A 15,410-nucleotide genomic window follows, 5' to 3' on the forward strand; every position below is an offset into this window, starting at 1 on the left:
TGCGACGTTCGAGCTGGAGGAATTCGTGGCCCGCACCGTAGCCCGTGTCATCGTGGACGCCATCGCCGAACTCGGCGTCCGCCAAGTGTTCGGCGTCGTCGGCGACGCGCTCAACCCCCTCACCGAGGCCATCCGCACCACCGAGGGCCTGGAGTGGGTGGGGTGCCGCCACGAGGAGGCCGGGGCCTTCGCCGCGAGCGCCCAGTCCCAGCTGACCGGGAACCTCGGTGTCTGCATGGGCACCGTCGGCCCCGGCTCCGTCCACCTGCTCAACGGCCTCTACGACGCGGCCAAGAGCCATGCCCCGGTGCTGGCGATCGCCGGTCAGGTGCCGCTCGCGGAGGTGGGCACGGACGCCTTCCAGGAAGTCGGCAACGACGCCCTCTTCAGCGACGTCGCCGTCTTCCGGGCCACGATCTCGTCGCCCGATCAGCTCCCGGCGCTGCTGGAGTCCGCCGTGCGCACCGCGCTCGGACGCAAGGGGGTCGCCGTCCTCACTGTCCCCGCCGACATCGGCGGCAAGGAACTGGGCGCGGACCGCCCGGTCCGCCTCTCCCTCAGCTCCACCGTCACCCGGCCCGAGGAGAGCGCGGTGCGCGACGCCGCGCGGCTGCTCGGCGGCGCGGAGCGCGTCACCCTGCTCGTCGGGCAGGGGGCGCGTGCCGCGCGTGCGGACGTCCTCGCGCTCGCGGACCGGCTGGCCGCGCCGATGGTGCTCACACTGAAGGCGAAGGAGGGCTTCGAAGGGCCGGACAACGCCTTCCAGGTCGGGCAGACCGGCCTGATCGGCAACCCCGCCGCCGCCTCCGCACTGCACGACGCCGACACCCTGCTCCTGCTGGGCACCGACTTCCCCTATCGCGAGTGGTATCCGGAAGGCAAGACCGTCGTCCAGGTGGACACCGAACCCGCTCACATCGGGCGCCGCGTCCCGGTGGCGGCAGGGCTCGTGGGCGACGTCGGCGCAACCGTACGCGATCTGCTGCGCCAACTGCCGGGGGAGGACCGCGGCGCGGAGGAGGAAGGCGCCGGGCGGACCGGCGGCGGACGGGACCGCGGGCATCTGGAGCGTGCCCGCAAGCGCTTCACGACCTGGCAGGCGGGCCAGGCCAGGCTCGCCGATCCGGCCCACGACAAGGGCGCGGCCGGCCGGGTCCGCTCGGCGCTTGACAATCCCGAGCACGACATCCGGCCCGAGGCGCTGGCCACGGCCGTCGACCGGATCGCGGCGGACGACGCGATCTTCACCACCGACACCGGGATGGCCACCGTCTGGCTCTCCCGGCTGGTCGAGATGCGCGGCACGCGTCGCCTGATCGGCTCGTACAACCTCGGTTCCATGGCGAACGCCATGCCGCACGCGCTCGGCGCGCAGTGCCTGGACCGGGAGCGCCAGGTGGTCGCGTTCTGCGGAGACGGCGGGCTGAGCATGCTCCTCGGCGACCTCATGACACTGAAGACGGCCCGACTGCCCGTCAAAATCGTGGTCTTCGACAACCGCCGGCTCGGCATGGTCAAGCTGGAGCAGGAGGAGGCGGGGCTGCCGGAGTTCGGGACGGTGCTCGACAACCCCGACTTCGCGGCCGTCGCCACGGCCATGGGCATCACCGGCATCCGGGTGGGCGACCCGGCCGATCTGGAGGAGTCCGTACGCCGCGCCTTCGCCACACCGGGGCCCGTAGTGCTCGACGTCCTCACGAACCCGGACGAGATCGCCGTCCCGGCCAAGCCGACCGCCGAGCAGGGCTGGGGCTTCGCGGTGGCCAAGGTGAAGGAGATCGTCCGGGGACGTGGCGGGGACGCCGCCTCCCACTGACCGGCGCACCCCCGGCCGCGCCCGGCGCTCCGGTGCGGTTCTCAGGCGGCGGCCGGCGCTCCCGTACGGGTTCCTCAGGCGGCGGCCGGTGGGTCCTCCGGCGAGCCGTCCGACCGGCGAAGGCTCTCCCGCCCCGGCGGTGTGGCGTCCGTGCCTCCGCCCGCCTCGCCGTGTGCGGAGGGGGACAGGACGCCGGGCAGGGTCCGGGCGATCGTCTCGGCCGCCGAGGCGGCGGTGTCGTGCTCGTGGCCGGCCGGAGTGCCCGAGGAGCCGCCGTCCTGACGCTCGAAGAAGCGGAGCATCTCGACGGGGAACGGCATGACGAGCGTGCTGTTCTTCTCCGCGGAGACGTCCACCACAGTCTGCAGCAGGCGCAGTTGGAGAGCGCCAGGGGTGTCGGCCATGGTCCTCGCGGCGTCGGTCAGCCGCTGGGACGCCTGGAACTCCCCGTCGGCCGCGATGACCCGGGAGCGGCGCTCACGTTCGGCTTCTGCCTGCTTCGACATGGAACGCATCATCGACTCGGGAAGCGCGATGTCCTTGATCTCCACCCGCTCGATCCGCAGTCCCCAGGGGTCCTCGGTCGGCGCGTCCATCACCGTCCGCAGCTCCGTGTTGACGTGGTCGCGGTCCGACAGCAGTGTGTCGAGGTCGGCCCGGCCGATGACGGAGCGCAGCGACGTCTGCGCGATCTGGAGGACGGCGGAAGGGTAGTTGTTCACGTTCACCAGCGCCTTGACCGGATCGAGCACCCGGAAGTACACCACGGCGTCGACGGTCAGTGTGACGTTGTCCGCGGTGATGGCTCCCTGCGCGGGCACACCGAGCACCTCGGTCTGTACGGACACCTTCCGCATCCGGTCGCCGATCGGCCTGATCAGGCGCAGGCCGGGTGCGCGGAGGTTCGGGAGCAGGCGGCCGAACCGGAACACCACGCCCCGCTCGTACTGCTGGACGTTGCGGACGCTCATCGCCATCCCCAGCAGGGCGACGACGACCACTACCACCACCACAATGATCAGAATGCCCATGGTTCTCACATCCTCGTGCGAGCGGTCCGCGCCGCCGGGAGGGGGCCTTTGTGGGCGGCGGCCGGAGGGCCTGACCGGCCGCCGGCGAGGGCGCTCGGCCGCCGGTGTGAAGGACCGGACCGACCCGGCGTGCCGTCGTCCCGCCGATCGCGCCCGCCCTCCGGCGCCGTGCCCGGGGGAGGGGCGGACCACTTCGAGCGTACTCCCGCGAGGCCCCCGGCCGAGGGCCCCGGCGGGTCCGGGATTCCGGCCGGTGAGACGCTACGAGCGTGCTACCGCCCGCCCGCCAGCATCTCCGCGGCGGCGACGCCAGAGGCGGCCGTGGCGCCGTGCGTGAAGAGGTGCAGCGCTCCGGGTGCGGCCGCCGCGCCGGGCAGGCCCATCTCCACCACGATCGCGTCGGGCCTGGCCGCCGCGAGGTCCGCGAGGGCGCGGCCCATCCAGGCGTGCCGCGCGGCGTCCCTGACGACCACGACCATCGGGCGGCCCGAGGCGGGAGCCAGGGCGTGGTCCCGCAGGACGGCGGACCCGTCGGCGAGCTCCTGCGGGTACACGCGCACGAACGTGGTGCCGGAGAGCCGCTCGCGCAGCGGTACCGCCACGCCCCAGGGCGTCTCCTTGGCGATGGCCAGGTTCGTGGCCGGCACCAGCTCCACCACGTGCGGCGCGGCGGCCAGCGGGAGGACGTCCGCCGCGGGACCGCTCACCCGGATCGCGCGGCGGGCCGCCACGTACCCGATGTCGCCGCTCACGGGGTCGACCGGGACCGAGCGGCCCAGCTTGATCGACCAGTCGGCGAAGTCCCGTACCCGCTCGCTCGCGTCCGCGAGGCGGTCCTCGGGCAGCTCGCCCGAGAGCACGGCGTCCACCAGCGCGTCCGCGAGGAGCCGGGTGGTGGACTCCTCGGCGCTCTCGCCGCCGACGCAGACCGCGTCCGCGCCGGCCAGGACGGCCCTCACCGCGGCGCCGCCGACGCCGTAGCGGGCGGTGACGGCGCCCATCTCGATCGCGTCGGTGACGATGAGGCCGTCGAATCCGAGTTCCTTGCGGAGCAGTTCGACGAGGATGCGCCTGCTGAGGGTGGCGGGAAGGTCGGGATCGTAGGCGGGTACGAGGAGGTGGCCGCTCATGACGGCGCGTACCCCCGCGTCGAGGGCGGCCTGGAACGGCGGCAGCGCCTGCTCGGTGATCTCGTCGAGCGAGGCGTCGTAGCTGGGCAGGCCGTGGTGCGAGTCGACGGTGACGTCGCCGTGGCCGGGGAAGTGCTTGGCGCAGGCGGCGACGCCCGCCGACTGGAGACCCCGGGTCCAGGCGGCGGCGTGCCGGGACACCACATCCGTGTCGACGCCGAACGACCGCACGCCGATCACGGGGTTGTCCGGGTTGGAGTTGACGTCGACGCTGGGCGCGTAGTCGAGGCTGACCCCGGCGGCGTGCAGCTGGCGGCCCAGGTCGCGAGCGACGGACTCCGTCAGGCGCGCGTCATCGACGGTGCCGAGGGCGAAGTTGCCGGGACGCGTGGAACCGGTCGCGGATTCGAGGCGGGTGACGTCCCCGGCCTCCTCGTCGATCGCGATGATCAGCGACGGGTTCTCGGCGCGGAGCTGGGCGGTCAGCCGTGCGACCTGCTGGGGCGAGGCGATGTTGCGCGTGAACAGGACGACCGATGACAGGCCGTCACGGATCGCGCGCAGGAGCCAGTCCGGTGCCTCCGTGCCCACGAAGCCCGGCTGGAGGACGGAGAGGGCGAGACGGCGCACGTCCTGGTGGTGCTTGCTTGAGGACATCGTCCGGGCCTTCCGGGAGTGCGGGACATATCGAGAGCAGCGGGTGTGATTGGTACAGGCCAATGGGATATTGGCCTGTACCAATCTGAGTGTCAAGGGCGGGAACCACCGGGTGCGCGGTGGACCCGGTCGCGCGCCGCACCGGCCCCTACGTGCCCACCGCCCGCCGCGGCGCCCGCTCCCGTGTCGCCGGCGGCCGAGTGAACCTCTGTCATACCGCCGGCGTCTGATGAGGTGGGACCTTTTCCGGGTGCCGCGCCCTCCGGGGCCGGTCTCGAACACGGGAAGCGCGTCCCTGTCGAACATGCCCCGCCGCATGGGGGGTTCGAATTCCGGACATGCCTGATTCCTCTATTGACAACGCCGTTGGTCTAGTCCATTTTGGTGGGACGCGTGTGGCGCGAGAGTTGAAACCAACGAACTGGCTCCGCCGGTCCGAAGCGTTCACCGAGTGGTACCGATTGGACACCCCGGGTGTCCCCGGCCCGCCAAGGGCAGTAAGCGCAGGGCAAATGCAAGTGCAAGGGGCGAGAAAGCTGATGCTGTATTCGCGGAGATCCACCCCGTCTGCGGCTGGCCGCACTGTGCGGCAGCGCGCTGTCCCCGCCCCGCTCATCGCTCTTCGCGCCTGACCCCCGGCCATCCGGGTTCCGCCCCTCACGTGCCCGTCCGCGGTCTCCGGCGAGGCCCCACCGGACGTGACACCAACGGCTGCTCCCCGCAGTGCCGTTGTGCGTACCGCAGGCCGCGCAGGCCTGGTACCCGAGGGGGCACGGAGACGGCCCACCACCGCCGACCACGCGCGTATCCCCCCACGCCGCGCATCTCTCGACGCCACCACGTGCCGGGAGTGATCCGTTCAGTGACTGTGACCGTGGCTGTGACCGATGTGACAGCGGCGGTGACAGTGCAACCAGCCTTGGAGCGATTGCATGCCGGTATCCGACCGCTATCTGTACCGAGCTCCCTCCGACGTCCCGTACTTCAGCGCCGACGCGGACACCTACCTGGCGCAGACGCCGCTGCGGGAGCTGCGCAAGGAGCGGAAACTCCGTGTGCTGTCGGAGGAGGACTTCACCTTCTGGCAGACCTACGGCTACATCGTGGTCAAGCAGGCCGTCCCGAGCGCGGTGGCCGACAAGCTCCTCCAGTTCGCCTGGGATTTCCAGGGCCTTGACCCGGAGCGGCCCGAGACCTGGTACGAGGAGTACGCATACCGCTCCGACCTCGACCGCGAACTGCACATCTACGGTTTCGTCGAGGCGTACCAGCACCAGCTCATCTGGGACAACCGCCAGGCCCAACGGGTCTACGACGCGTTCGTCGACGTCTGGGACTGCGAGGAACTCTGGGTCACGCTGGACCGGTTGAACCTCAACCCGCCCAACGTCAAGACCCGCGACCGCGCGCTGATACCGTCCACGGAGCGTGGATTCGACATCAGGCTGCACTGGGACATCGACTCCACCCTCGGCGTCGTGCCGCAGCGCGTGCAGGGCATCATCGCGCTCAACGACACCACGCAGGAGCAGGGCGGCTTCCAGTGCAACCCGGAGCTGTTCCGCCACTTCGACCGCTGGAAGGTCGGGCAGCCCGCCGACCGCGATCCGATCAGGCCCGTCTACGACCCGGTCGAGTTCCCCGTCGTACGGCCCGAACTCGAAGCGGGCGACCTGCTGATCTGGAACGGCGCGCTGGCGCACGGCGTCGCGCCCAATGTCTCCGCCAACGGCGTGCGCGCCGTCCAGTACCTGTCGATGATGCCCGCGCTGGAGTCGCACACGAGGCTGCGCGAGTCCCGCGTGAACTCCTGGCGCAACCTGACCACCCCGGACTGGAACGCGACGCTGCTCGGCGACCGCGACAAGCACGAGTCGCTGCGGTACGGCTCGGCGGAGCTGACCGACCTGGGGTCCAAGCTGCTGGGACTCACGTCCTGGACCGGGCAGGAGTTCGACGAGCCGACCGGGGACGTGGCATGCGAAGAATCTGCCTGACGCTCCCCACCAACCGGGAGTGCGCCGAGACCATCTCGGCCGTGCACGAGGAAGCCGCCTACGCCGCGGGCCACTTCGGGGTCGAGGTGCACCTGCTCGTCCTCGACTCCTCCGGTCCCGACGTCTTCGCGGCGCACGCCGAGGCGCTACAGAAGATACCCGCGGTCCCCGGTGTGGTCCCGCACCACCTGGGCGAGAACGAACAGCGGGACTTCCTGCGCCGGGTGATCCGGCACGCGGAGGTCCCCAAGTCCGAGCTGGTCCTCGACCTGATGCTGCCGGCAGGCGTCTCCTACGGGGCGTGCACCAACCGGGCGTTCCTGATGGCCGCCGCCCTCGGCTGCCGGTCCGTGCACCGGAGGGACTCGGACAGCCGCTACCAGTACCTGGACGGCGAGCCCGTCTTCCCCATCCACCATGAGCTGATGTCGCTCGGCAAGCGGGCCGCGGACGCGGCCGGCGGGGTGAGTGGGACCGACCTGGAGCCGCGGCAGGCGGACCGGCCGGTGTCGATGGTGGCCGGCTCCTTCGTCGGGGAACTGTCCGTCGACATCGGCGAGATCCAGGAACTCGACCCCGAGGTCTACGTCGACGTCGTCAGCCTGTGGGCGCCCGTCGAGTGGACGGACGCGCAGAAGCGCGACCTCGTGGACGAGTCGTTCCGGGGCGCGGGCACCGAGCCGTTCACCGCGGACCGGGCGCTGCTCACCGTCGTCGACCCGATGCGGATCGACATGTGCAACATCAGCTTCCACGGTGTGCAGGAACAGCTGCCGCTGCCGCCGGCCACCGACACCATCGGCAGCGACTACTTCCTCATGCACGCGGTGCACGCCGCCGGGCTGCCCGGCGTCCTGCACAACCGCGACATCGTCAACTTCTACACACCGGAGCGCCGCACGGGCGCCGGCTTCACCGCGTACCAGACGCGGTTCGCCAAGTTCTTCCTGTCGATGCTCTACTTCAACGCGCTCTACGACCGGATGGCGCGGGCCGGTGACACACTGCTCGACGACCGGCACCGGCTGCGCGCCCCCGTGATCGCCGAGATGGTCAGGGACAGCGCGCGGATGGACCGTGCGGAGAACGTCCAGCGACTGGACACCATCGACGCGTCGTACCGCAGACTCGGCGGAAAGTACGCCGAGTTCGCGGGCCTCCTCGCCGAGCGCAGGGAACGGCTGCTGGACGAGGCACGGCGCGACATCGAGGACTTCGCCCTCCTGATCGAGGAGTGGGAGCCGCTGATGGACGCGAGCCGCGCGCTCGGACTCGCCCCGGCAGACGGCGCGACGGCGCGGTCCGGCGGTGTGCCCGGCACGGCGCACGGCGCCGCCGGGGGCAGTGCGCCAGAGGGGCCGTCCCGTGCCCCGTCGGCCGAAGGCTCCGCTCTCCGGGGCGGGCAGCCGGGTTGAGTGCGCCGACGACGCGACTGAGCGCGTCCCTGCGCGCCGCGCTGGCCGATTCGGACGAGGACAGGATCGTCTTCGACCTGGCGGGCATACGCGAGCGCTACGAGACACTGGTCACCGAACTGCCGGGTGTCGCGGTCCGGTTCGCCATGAAGGCCTGCCCCGTGGACGAGGTGCTCGCCTGCCTCGTGAGGTGCGGGGCCGGGTTCGACGCGGCGAGTCCCCGGGAGATCGCCCAGGCCCTCGCCACCGGCGTACCGGCCGACGCCGTCCACTACGGCAACACCATCAAGTCCGACCACAACATCGCCGACGCGTACCGCATGGGGATTCGGGACTTCGCCACCGACAGCCGGGAGGACGTCGCGGCCATCGCCGCCCACGCCCCCGGCTCCCGGGTGTTCTGCCGCCTCGCCACCGACGGCGAGGGGGCGCTCTGGGGCCTCAGCAACAAGTACGGCTGTTCGGCCGACGACGCGGTGCTCGTCATGGAGGCCGCGCGCGACGCCGGGCTCGTCCCCTCCGGGCTGTCCGTCCACGTCGGGTCGCAGCAGATGACGGCCGGGGCGTGGGGGAGCGCCTTCGACCGGCTCGGTGACGTCCTCGCGGCACTGCGCGGCCGGGGCATGGCCCTCGACCAGGTCAACCTCGGCGGCGGGCTGCCGGCCGACGGCTACCTCGACATGCGCGGCAGGCCCCTGGACCCTCCGACGGACAAGATATTCGCCGTGATCCGCGAGGGCACCCAGCGGCTGCGGGACGACTTCGGGGACCTGGAGTTCCTGGTGGAGCCCGGCCGCTACCTCGTCGCCGACCAGGGTGCCATCCGGGCGCACGTCGCGCGGCTGACCGCGCGCCGGGGGCTCGACGGGCAGCGCACGCACTGGCTGTACCTGAGCTGCGGCAAGTTCAACGGCCTGTACGAGATGGACGCGTTGCAGTACCGGCTGGTCTTCCCCGCGCACCAGGACGGCCCGTACGTGCCCGCGGTCGTCGCGGGACCCACCTGCGACAGCGACGACGCCTACGCCCACGAGCACGGCCTCGTGCGGGTGCCCGAGGCGCTCGCGTCGGGGGACCCGGTCTGGGTGGTGTCCTCGGGCGCGTACGCCACCAGCTACATGACGCAGGGGTTCAACGGCTTCAGCCCGCTCCCGTACACCTGCGTGAGCGGCGACGGCACGGGCGGCGACGGCACGGGCGCGGGCCAGGACCCGGTGGACCGGGCCGGCGACCCTGCACCGCGAAGCCCGGCACCCCAGGACCCGGCATCCCAGGAGCCGGCACCGCGGAAGGCGTCCCTCGGATGAGCACGCTCAGCCACGACCTACGCGTACGGCACGTGCTCGACCACGACTGGGACGACGTCGTCGGACTGGAGTCGGCCACCTACGCCGCCGCAGGGCTCTCCGAGGGCAGGGCGGCGCTGGAGTCCCGTGTCAGCGCCTCGCCCTCGACCTGCTTCGTCCTGCATGTGGACGGGCGGCTCGCGGGCTACGTGCTGGCCCTGCCCTATCCGGAAGCCGCCTATCCCGAGCTGGCCGGCACGGACGCGACCATCTTCGAGTCGGCCAACCTCCACCTGCACGACCTCGTCATCGCGGAGGACCTCCGCGGCCGGGGCCTCGGCGGACACCTGCTGAGCCACCTGACCGCCGTCGCCGCGACGGCCGGCTTCGAGCGGATCTCCCTGGTCGCGGTCGGCGGCAGCGACACCTTCTGGGCGGGCAACGGATTCACCGCGCACGCCGAGATCGTGCCCACCGGCGACTACGGCGCAGGCGCCGTCTACATGAGCCGTACGGTCCCCGCCGAGGCGGCGACCCCGGCGGTCCCCCGGGTCCGTGCGGTCGCGGCGGCTGGTGCGGTCGCGGCCGGCCGCACCGCGAGCCAGGAACCGAGACCTGGGCGGCCGTCCGCCACGCCGGCGCCGACCGGCGGAGTGCCGCGGACGAACGGCCTCCCGCCACGCGGCTCCTCGCCGCACCCGCACCACGAGAAGGGCTGATGCGCGTGTTCCGCGTCCACGATCCGTTCCGGAGGGCACAGCTGGCGATCGCCGCGCTGTTCTGTTCCCTCGGCTTCCAGTACGCGACCTGGGCCGCGCGGGTCCCGGCGATCAAGGCGCACCTGGGCCTGTCCACGGCCGAGGTGGGCCTGCTGCTGATGGCCACGGGAGTGGGAGCCGCGGTCTCCTTCCCGCTGGTGGCGTGGTTGATGAGGCGGATCGGCTCCCAGCGTCTCGCGCTGCTGTCCGCGCTCGGCCTCGCCCTGCTGCTGTTCGCGCTGGCCGCCGCGCCGGACTATCCGGTCGCGCTGCTCGTCATGCTGGCCGACGGCGTACTCGTGGGCGGCCTGAACGTCTCCATGAACGCGCAGGGCGCGGCGCTCGAAGAGCGCTACAAGCGCAACGCGATGGCCCGGCTGCACGCCACGTTCAGCGCCGGCTCCCTGGCGGCCGCCCTGCTCGCGTCCGGCATGAACGCCCTGACCTCGGCCGTCGTGGCGCACTTCGCCGTCGCCGCCGCGCTCCTCCTGCTGCTGCTCGCCTACGCGAGGTCGGGGCTGGTCGCGGAGGAGGGGGCCGTGGCCGCAGCCGAGCAGCCCGCGACGGGCACGGACGGCGCGAGTACGGACACCGCGAGCACGGACACCGCGCAGACGGACACGGACAAGCGCGCGAGGAAGCGCGCCCGGTGGACCCTCCCCACGCGTGCGGTGCTCTGGATGTGCTGCGCCATGGCGTTCGGCACGGTGACCGAGGGGGCCATGAACGACTGGTCCGCGCTCTACCTCAAGGACGTGGCGAAGGCGTCGGCGGAACTCGCCCCCATGGGCATCGCCGTCGTCTCCTGCATGATGGTGCTCGCCCGTATCTTCGCGGACGGCTGGCGCAGCCGCTGGGGCGACGGGCCCATCGTCAGGGTGGGCAGCGCCCTGGCCGGTGTGGGCCTGGCGCTCGCCCTGCTGAGCGGTGGGACGGTCCCCGCGCTGATCGGATTCGCCTGCGTGGGCCTCGGCATCGCGGCGGTCACCCCGTGCGTGTACGTGGCGGCCGCGGCCCAGGGCTCGGACGCCCTGACCCTGGTCGCCGCCATGGGCACCACGGGCCTGCTGGGCGGTCCGCCGGTCATCGGCTTCATCGCGAACGCCGCCGGCCTGGTGTGGGGCCTGGGGGCCGTGGCCGCCTGTGCGATCGTCGTCACGGTGTGCGCGACACGGATCAGCTGGCCGAGCAGGTCCGGCGGCACCCGGGCCGGTGTCCCGGCGGAGGTGCCCGCCGAGCCCGCGCCCGTCCTCGCGTCCGAGGACCGGACCGCTCCCGTGACGGAGCCGGCGGAGAGCTGACACACGCCCCGCCGCGCCCGGCACCCGGTGCGGCGGCGCGTCGTCCGGCCCGCGCCGCGCGGGAGAAGGGCACCGGCCGGTGGTGTGCGACGCTGGTGGTGTGAATCTGGAGGATCTCGTCCGGCTGCGCCGGGCCCGCGACCTGATGGATCGCGCGTACGCGCAGCCGCTCGACGTGCCCGCGCTGGCGCGTACCGCCCTCATGTCGCCCGGCCACTTCTCCCGCAGTTTCCGCGCGGCCTTCGGCGAGTCGCCGTACAGCTACCTGATGACACGCCGGATCGAGCGGGCCAAGGCGCTGCTGCGGCGGGGCGATGTGACGGTGACGGAGGCATGCTTCGCCGTCGGCTGTACCTCGCTCGGGTCGTTCAGCTCGCGTTTCACCGAACTGGTCGGCGAAAGCCCGAGCGCCTACCGTGCCCGGCCGCACCACGGGAGCGCGGCCGTCCCGCCCTGCGTCGCCAAGATCCACACGCGACCGGTCAGGAACGGAGAAGCGAAGAGGGCCTCCCCGCCCGTAGCGTGAAACGCATGAACATCGAACTCTCACAGTGCTTCATCGCCGTCCACGACCACGACCAGGCGCTCGCCTTCTACCGCGACGTCCTGGGCCTGGAGGTACGCAACGACGTCGCGTTCGAGTCCATGCGCTGGGTGACCGTCGGCGCGCCGTCGCAGCCCGATGTGAACATCGTCCTCGAACCGCCCCTCGCCAACCCGAACGCCTCGGACGCCGACAAGCGGACCATGGCGGAGCTGCTGGCGAAGGGCCTGCTGCGCGGTGTCATCTTCACCACCGACGACGTCGACGCCACCTTCGAGCGCATCCGCGCCGCCGGGGGCGAGGTGTTGCAGGAGCCGATCGACCAGCCGTACGGCGTCCGCGACTGCGCCTTCCGCGACCCTTCCGGCAACATGCTGCGCTTCAACCAGCCGCGCAAGGGGTGAACCCGGGGCCCGCGCCGTCGGCTCCCGCGCCGCATGCGCCGTCCGTTCGCGCGCCGCATGCGCCGGGGGCCGACGGCGCGCGGGCAGTGGCCGCGTCCGGGGAGGGACCGGTCATGGTGTTCGATGTGTTCGACACCGGTAGGAGTGGGCCGGGTGACACGGGCGAGGACCGCGCGGGTGGACCCGGCCGGCAGAGGGAGAACCAATGAGCAGGGCCACGAGGACGGACCCGGCGCAGTCCGCGGCCCGCGGTGCCGGCGGCCACGGTCTGATCCGCGTGCACGGTGCGCGCGAGAACAACCTCAAGGACGTCGGCGTCGAGATCCCGAAGCGGGCGCTCACGGTGTTCACCGGTGTGTCCGGATCGGGCAAGAGCTCGCTGGTGTTCGACACGATCGCCGCCGAGGCGCAGCGCCTGGTCAACGAGACACACCCGGCCTTCGTCCAGGGCTTCCTGCCCGCGCCCGGGCGGCCCGAGGTGGACCTGCTCGAAGGGCTGACCGCTTCGATCGTCGTCGACCAGCAGCGGGCGAGCGCCGACGCCCGCTCCACGGTCGGCACCACCACCGACGTGGGCGCCCCGCTGCGCGTCCTGTTCAGCCGGCTCGGCCAGCCGCACATCGGCTCGCCCGGCGCGTACTCCTTCAACGTGGCCTCGGTCCGTGCGAGCGGCGCGATGACCGTCGAGCGCGGCGCCAGGAAGGCGCAGCGGGTCGGCTACACCCGCACCGGCGGCATGTGCCCGCGGTGCGAGGGCAGGGGCACGGTCTCCGACATCGACCTCACCCAGCTCTACGACGCGTCCAAGTCGATCGCCGGGGGCGCGTTCACGATCCCCGGCTGGAAGCCCGACAGCTTCTGGACCGTACGGGTCTACGCCGAGTCGGGCATCCTCGACGGGAACAAGCCGATCCGCGAGTTCACCGACAGGGAGATGCACGACTTCCTGCACCGGGAGCCGACCAAGGTGAAGGTCGGGGGCGTCAACCTCACCTACGAGGGGCTGATCCCCAAGATCCAGAAGTCGATGCTGTCCAAGGACAAGGACGCACTGCAACCGCACATCCGGGCGTTCGTGGAGCGGGCGGTCACCTTCACCACCTGCCCCGACTGCGACGGTACGCGGCTCAGTGAGGCCGCGCGGTCGTCGCGGATCGGCGGGATCAGCATCGCCGACGCCTGCGCGATGCAGGTCAGCGACCTGGCCGAGTGGGTACGCGGGCTGGACGAGCCCTCGGTGGCGCCTCTGCTCACCGCGTTGGGGCGCGCTCTCGACTCGATCTCCGAGATCGGCCTCGGCTACCTCACACTCGACCGGGCCGCCGGCACCCTGTCGGGCGGCGAGGCGCAGCGCGTCAAGATGGTCCGCCACCTCGGCTCCTCGCTCACCGACGTCACCTATGTCTTCGACGAACCCACCACGGGCCTGCACCCGCACGACATCGGCCGGATGAACGACCTGCTGCTGCGGCTGCGGGACAAGGGCAACACCGTGCTCGTCGTGGAGCACGAGCCCGCGACGATCGCCATCGCCGACCACGTGGTCGACCTCGGTCCCGGCGCCGGTACGGCGGGCGGCACCGTGTGCTTCGAGGGCACCGTCGACGGGCTGCGGTCCAGCGCCACCCTCACGGGCCGCCACCTCGACGACCGGGCCGCCCTCAAGAAGACCGTGCGGAAGCCCACCGGGGCGCTGCCGGTCAGGGGCGCGACGACGCACAACCTGCGGGGCGTCGACGTCGACATCCCGCTCGGAGTGCTCACCGTTGTCACCGGAGTCGCCGGCTCCGGCAAGAGCTCGCTCGTGCACGGGGCGCTGGCGGGCGGCGCGGGGGCCGCGGGCGCCGACGTGGTGTCGGTCGGCCAGGGGGCGATCCGCGGCTCGCGGCGCAGCAACCCGGCGACGTACACCGGGCTGCTCGACCCGGTCCGCAAGGCCTTCGCGAAGGCCAACGGTGTGAAGCCGGCGCTGTTCAGCGCCAACTCCGAGGGCGCCTGCCCCCATTGCGGCGGCGCCGGCGTCGTGTACACGGACCTGACGACGATGGGCTCGGTCTCCGTTGTCTGCGAGGAGTGCGAGGGCAGGCGGTTTCTGGCTTCGGTGCTCGAACACCGCCTCGGCGGGCGGGACATCAGCGAGGTCCTCGCCATGCCGGTCGCCGAGGCCCGGGAGTTCTTCGGCGCGGGCGAGGCGCGGACCCCGGCCGCGCGCGCCGTCCTCGACCGGCTCGCCGACGTCGGGCTCGGCTACCTCAGCCTCGGACAGCCGCTCACCACCCTCTCCGGCGGCGAGCGGCAGCGGCTCAAGCTGGCCACCAGGATGGCGGACAAGGGCGCCGAGCGGTCCGTCTACGTGCTCGACGAGCCGACCGCGGGCCTCCACCTCGCCGATGTCGAGCAACTGCTGGGCCTGCTCGACCGGTTGGTCGACTCCGGCAAGTCCGTGATCGTCGTCGAGCACCACCAGGCGGTCATGGCGCACGCCGACTGGATCATCGACCTCGGCCCCGGCGCAGGACACGACGGCGGGCGGGTGGTCTTCGAGGGCACACCGGCGGACCTGGCAGCCGGGCGCTCCACCCTCACCGGCGAGTACCTCGCGGCCTACGTCGGCGCCTGACCGGACCCTCGCGGTGCCGGGAGGCGGGCCCCCGGGCAGTACGGCGAAACGGGGCCCGACGGGCTCGGGCGCCGGGTCGCGCCGCCCGGCGCGGGAGCCGGGCTGCCCGGCAAAAGCCGTACCGAACAAGCGAGTTGAGGTTGTCGAGACGTCTCCACGCGACTGAAAGTTTCTTTCAGCGCCATGGTGGTCGCCGCTTTCTCCGGTGTAGACCAACGGCGTGGGCCGGTGCCTCTTCACATCCGGTTCCTTCAGGCGCCACTCTTTCGGCATGCGGCGCCCGCACCATGGGCGCCACGTGAGCGTGCCGGATTCTCCCCCCACCGCTGGAGGCACTGATGGACCTCGTACGCACCTTCCGCCGCAGATCCCCCGCCCGACGCGCACTGGCGGGCGCGGCCGGGACACTGATCGGTCTCGCGGGCCTGCTCGTGGCGGCGCCCGGTACGGC

General features: G+C 72.2%; 11 protein-coding genes. 9 read left to right on the forward strand and 2 right to left on the reverse strand.

Going from position 1 to position 15,410, the window contains the following annotated elements; genetic code table 11:
- Nucleotides 1-25 precede the first annotated feature (25 nt).
- The gene (locus LCE31_RS01380; RefSeq protein ID WP_225012061.1) at nt 26-1,816 is read left to right on the forward strand and encodes a thiamine pyrophosphate-dependent enzyme; all 1,791 of its coding nucleotides are present in this window, start codon (nt 26-28) and stop codon (nt 1,814-1,816) included.
- Between the two features lie 74 nt (nt 1,817-1,890).
- On the opposite strand, the gene LCE31_RS01385 is transcribed toward LCE31_RS01380, so the two are convergent.
- Nucleotides 1,891-2,847, reverse strand: coding sequence for a slipin family protein (locus LCE31_RS01385; RefSeq protein WP_225012062.1), 957 nt, complete (start codon nt 2,845-2,847; stop codon nt 1,891-1,893).
- 272 nt (nt 2,848-3,119) lie between these two features.
- Nucleotides 3,120-4,634 (reverse strand): glycoside hydrolase family 3 protein, encoded by a 1,515-nt coding sequence (locus tag LCE31_RS01390; RefSeq protein ID WP_225012063.1) that lies wholly within the window; start codon nt 4,632-4,634, stop codon nt 3,120-3,122.
- A 932-nt stretch (nt 4,635-5,566) separates the two neighbouring features.
- Here LCE31_RS01390 and LCE31_RS01395 point away from each other — a divergent pair.
- From LCE31_RS01395 to LCE31_RS01430, 8 genes are all read left to right on the forward strand, one after another.
- On the forward strand, nt 5,567-6,631 hold the full coding sequence (locus LCE31_RS01395) for a phytanoyl-CoA dioxygenase family protein (RefSeq protein ID WP_225012064.1): 1,065 nt from the start codon (nt 5,567-5,569) through the stop codon (nt 6,629-6,631).
- Nucleotides 6,613-8,046, forward strand: coding sequence for a DUF6271 family protein (locus tag LCE31_RS01400; protein ID WP_225012065.1), 1,434 nt, complete (start codon nt 6,613-6,615; stop codon nt 8,044-8,046). The genes LCE31_RS01395 and LCE31_RS01400 overlap by 19 nt, the downstream gene beginning before the upstream one ends.
- Nucleotides 8,043-9,353, forward strand: a complete 1,311-nt coding sequence (locus tag LCE31_RS01405) for a type III PLP-dependent enzyme (protein ID WP_225012066.1) — start codon at nt 8,043-8,045, stop codon at nt 9,351-9,353. Before LCE31_RS01400 ends, LCE31_RS01405 begins: the two co-directional genes overlap by 4 nt.
- A complete protein-coding gene (locus tag LCE31_RS01410; RefSeq protein WP_225012067.1) occupies nt 9,350-10,051 on the forward strand; it encodes a GNAT family N-acetyltransferase in 702 nt (233 codons plus the stop codon). Before LCE31_RS01405 ends, LCE31_RS01410 begins: the two co-directional genes overlap by 4 nt.
- Nucleotides 10,051-11,391, forward strand: a complete 1,341-nt coding sequence (locus LCE31_RS01415) for an MFS transporter (RefSeq protein WP_225012068.1) — start codon at nt 10,051-10,053, stop codon at nt 11,389-11,391. Before LCE31_RS01410 ends, LCE31_RS01415 begins: the two co-directional genes overlap by 1 nt.
- Before the next feature lie 100 nt (nt 11,392-11,491).
- A complete protein-coding gene (locus LCE31_RS01420; protein ID WP_225012069.1) occupies nt 11,492-11,917 on the forward strand; it encodes a helix-turn-helix transcriptional regulator in 426 nt (141 codons plus the stop codon).
- A gap of 5 nt (nt 11,918-11,922) precedes the next feature.
- Nucleotides 11,923-12,339: a VOC family protein gene (locus tag LCE31_RS01425; protein ID WP_225012070.1), complete on the forward strand. Its 417-nt coding sequence runs from the start codon at nt 11,923-11,925 to the stop codon at nt 12,337-12,339.
- Between the two features lie 205 nt (nt 12,340-12,544).
- A complete protein-coding gene (locus LCE31_RS01430; protein ID WP_225012071.1) occupies nt 12,545-14,959 on the forward strand; it encodes an excinuclease ABC subunit UvrA in 2,415 nt (804 codons plus the stop codon).
- Nucleotides 14,960-15,410 lie beyond the last annotated feature (451 nt).

It is taken from the genome of Streptomyces sp. 8L (assembly GCF_020176795.1).
Classification (GTDB): Bacteria; Actinomycetota; Actinomycetes; order Streptomycetales; family Streptomycetaceae; genus Streptomyces.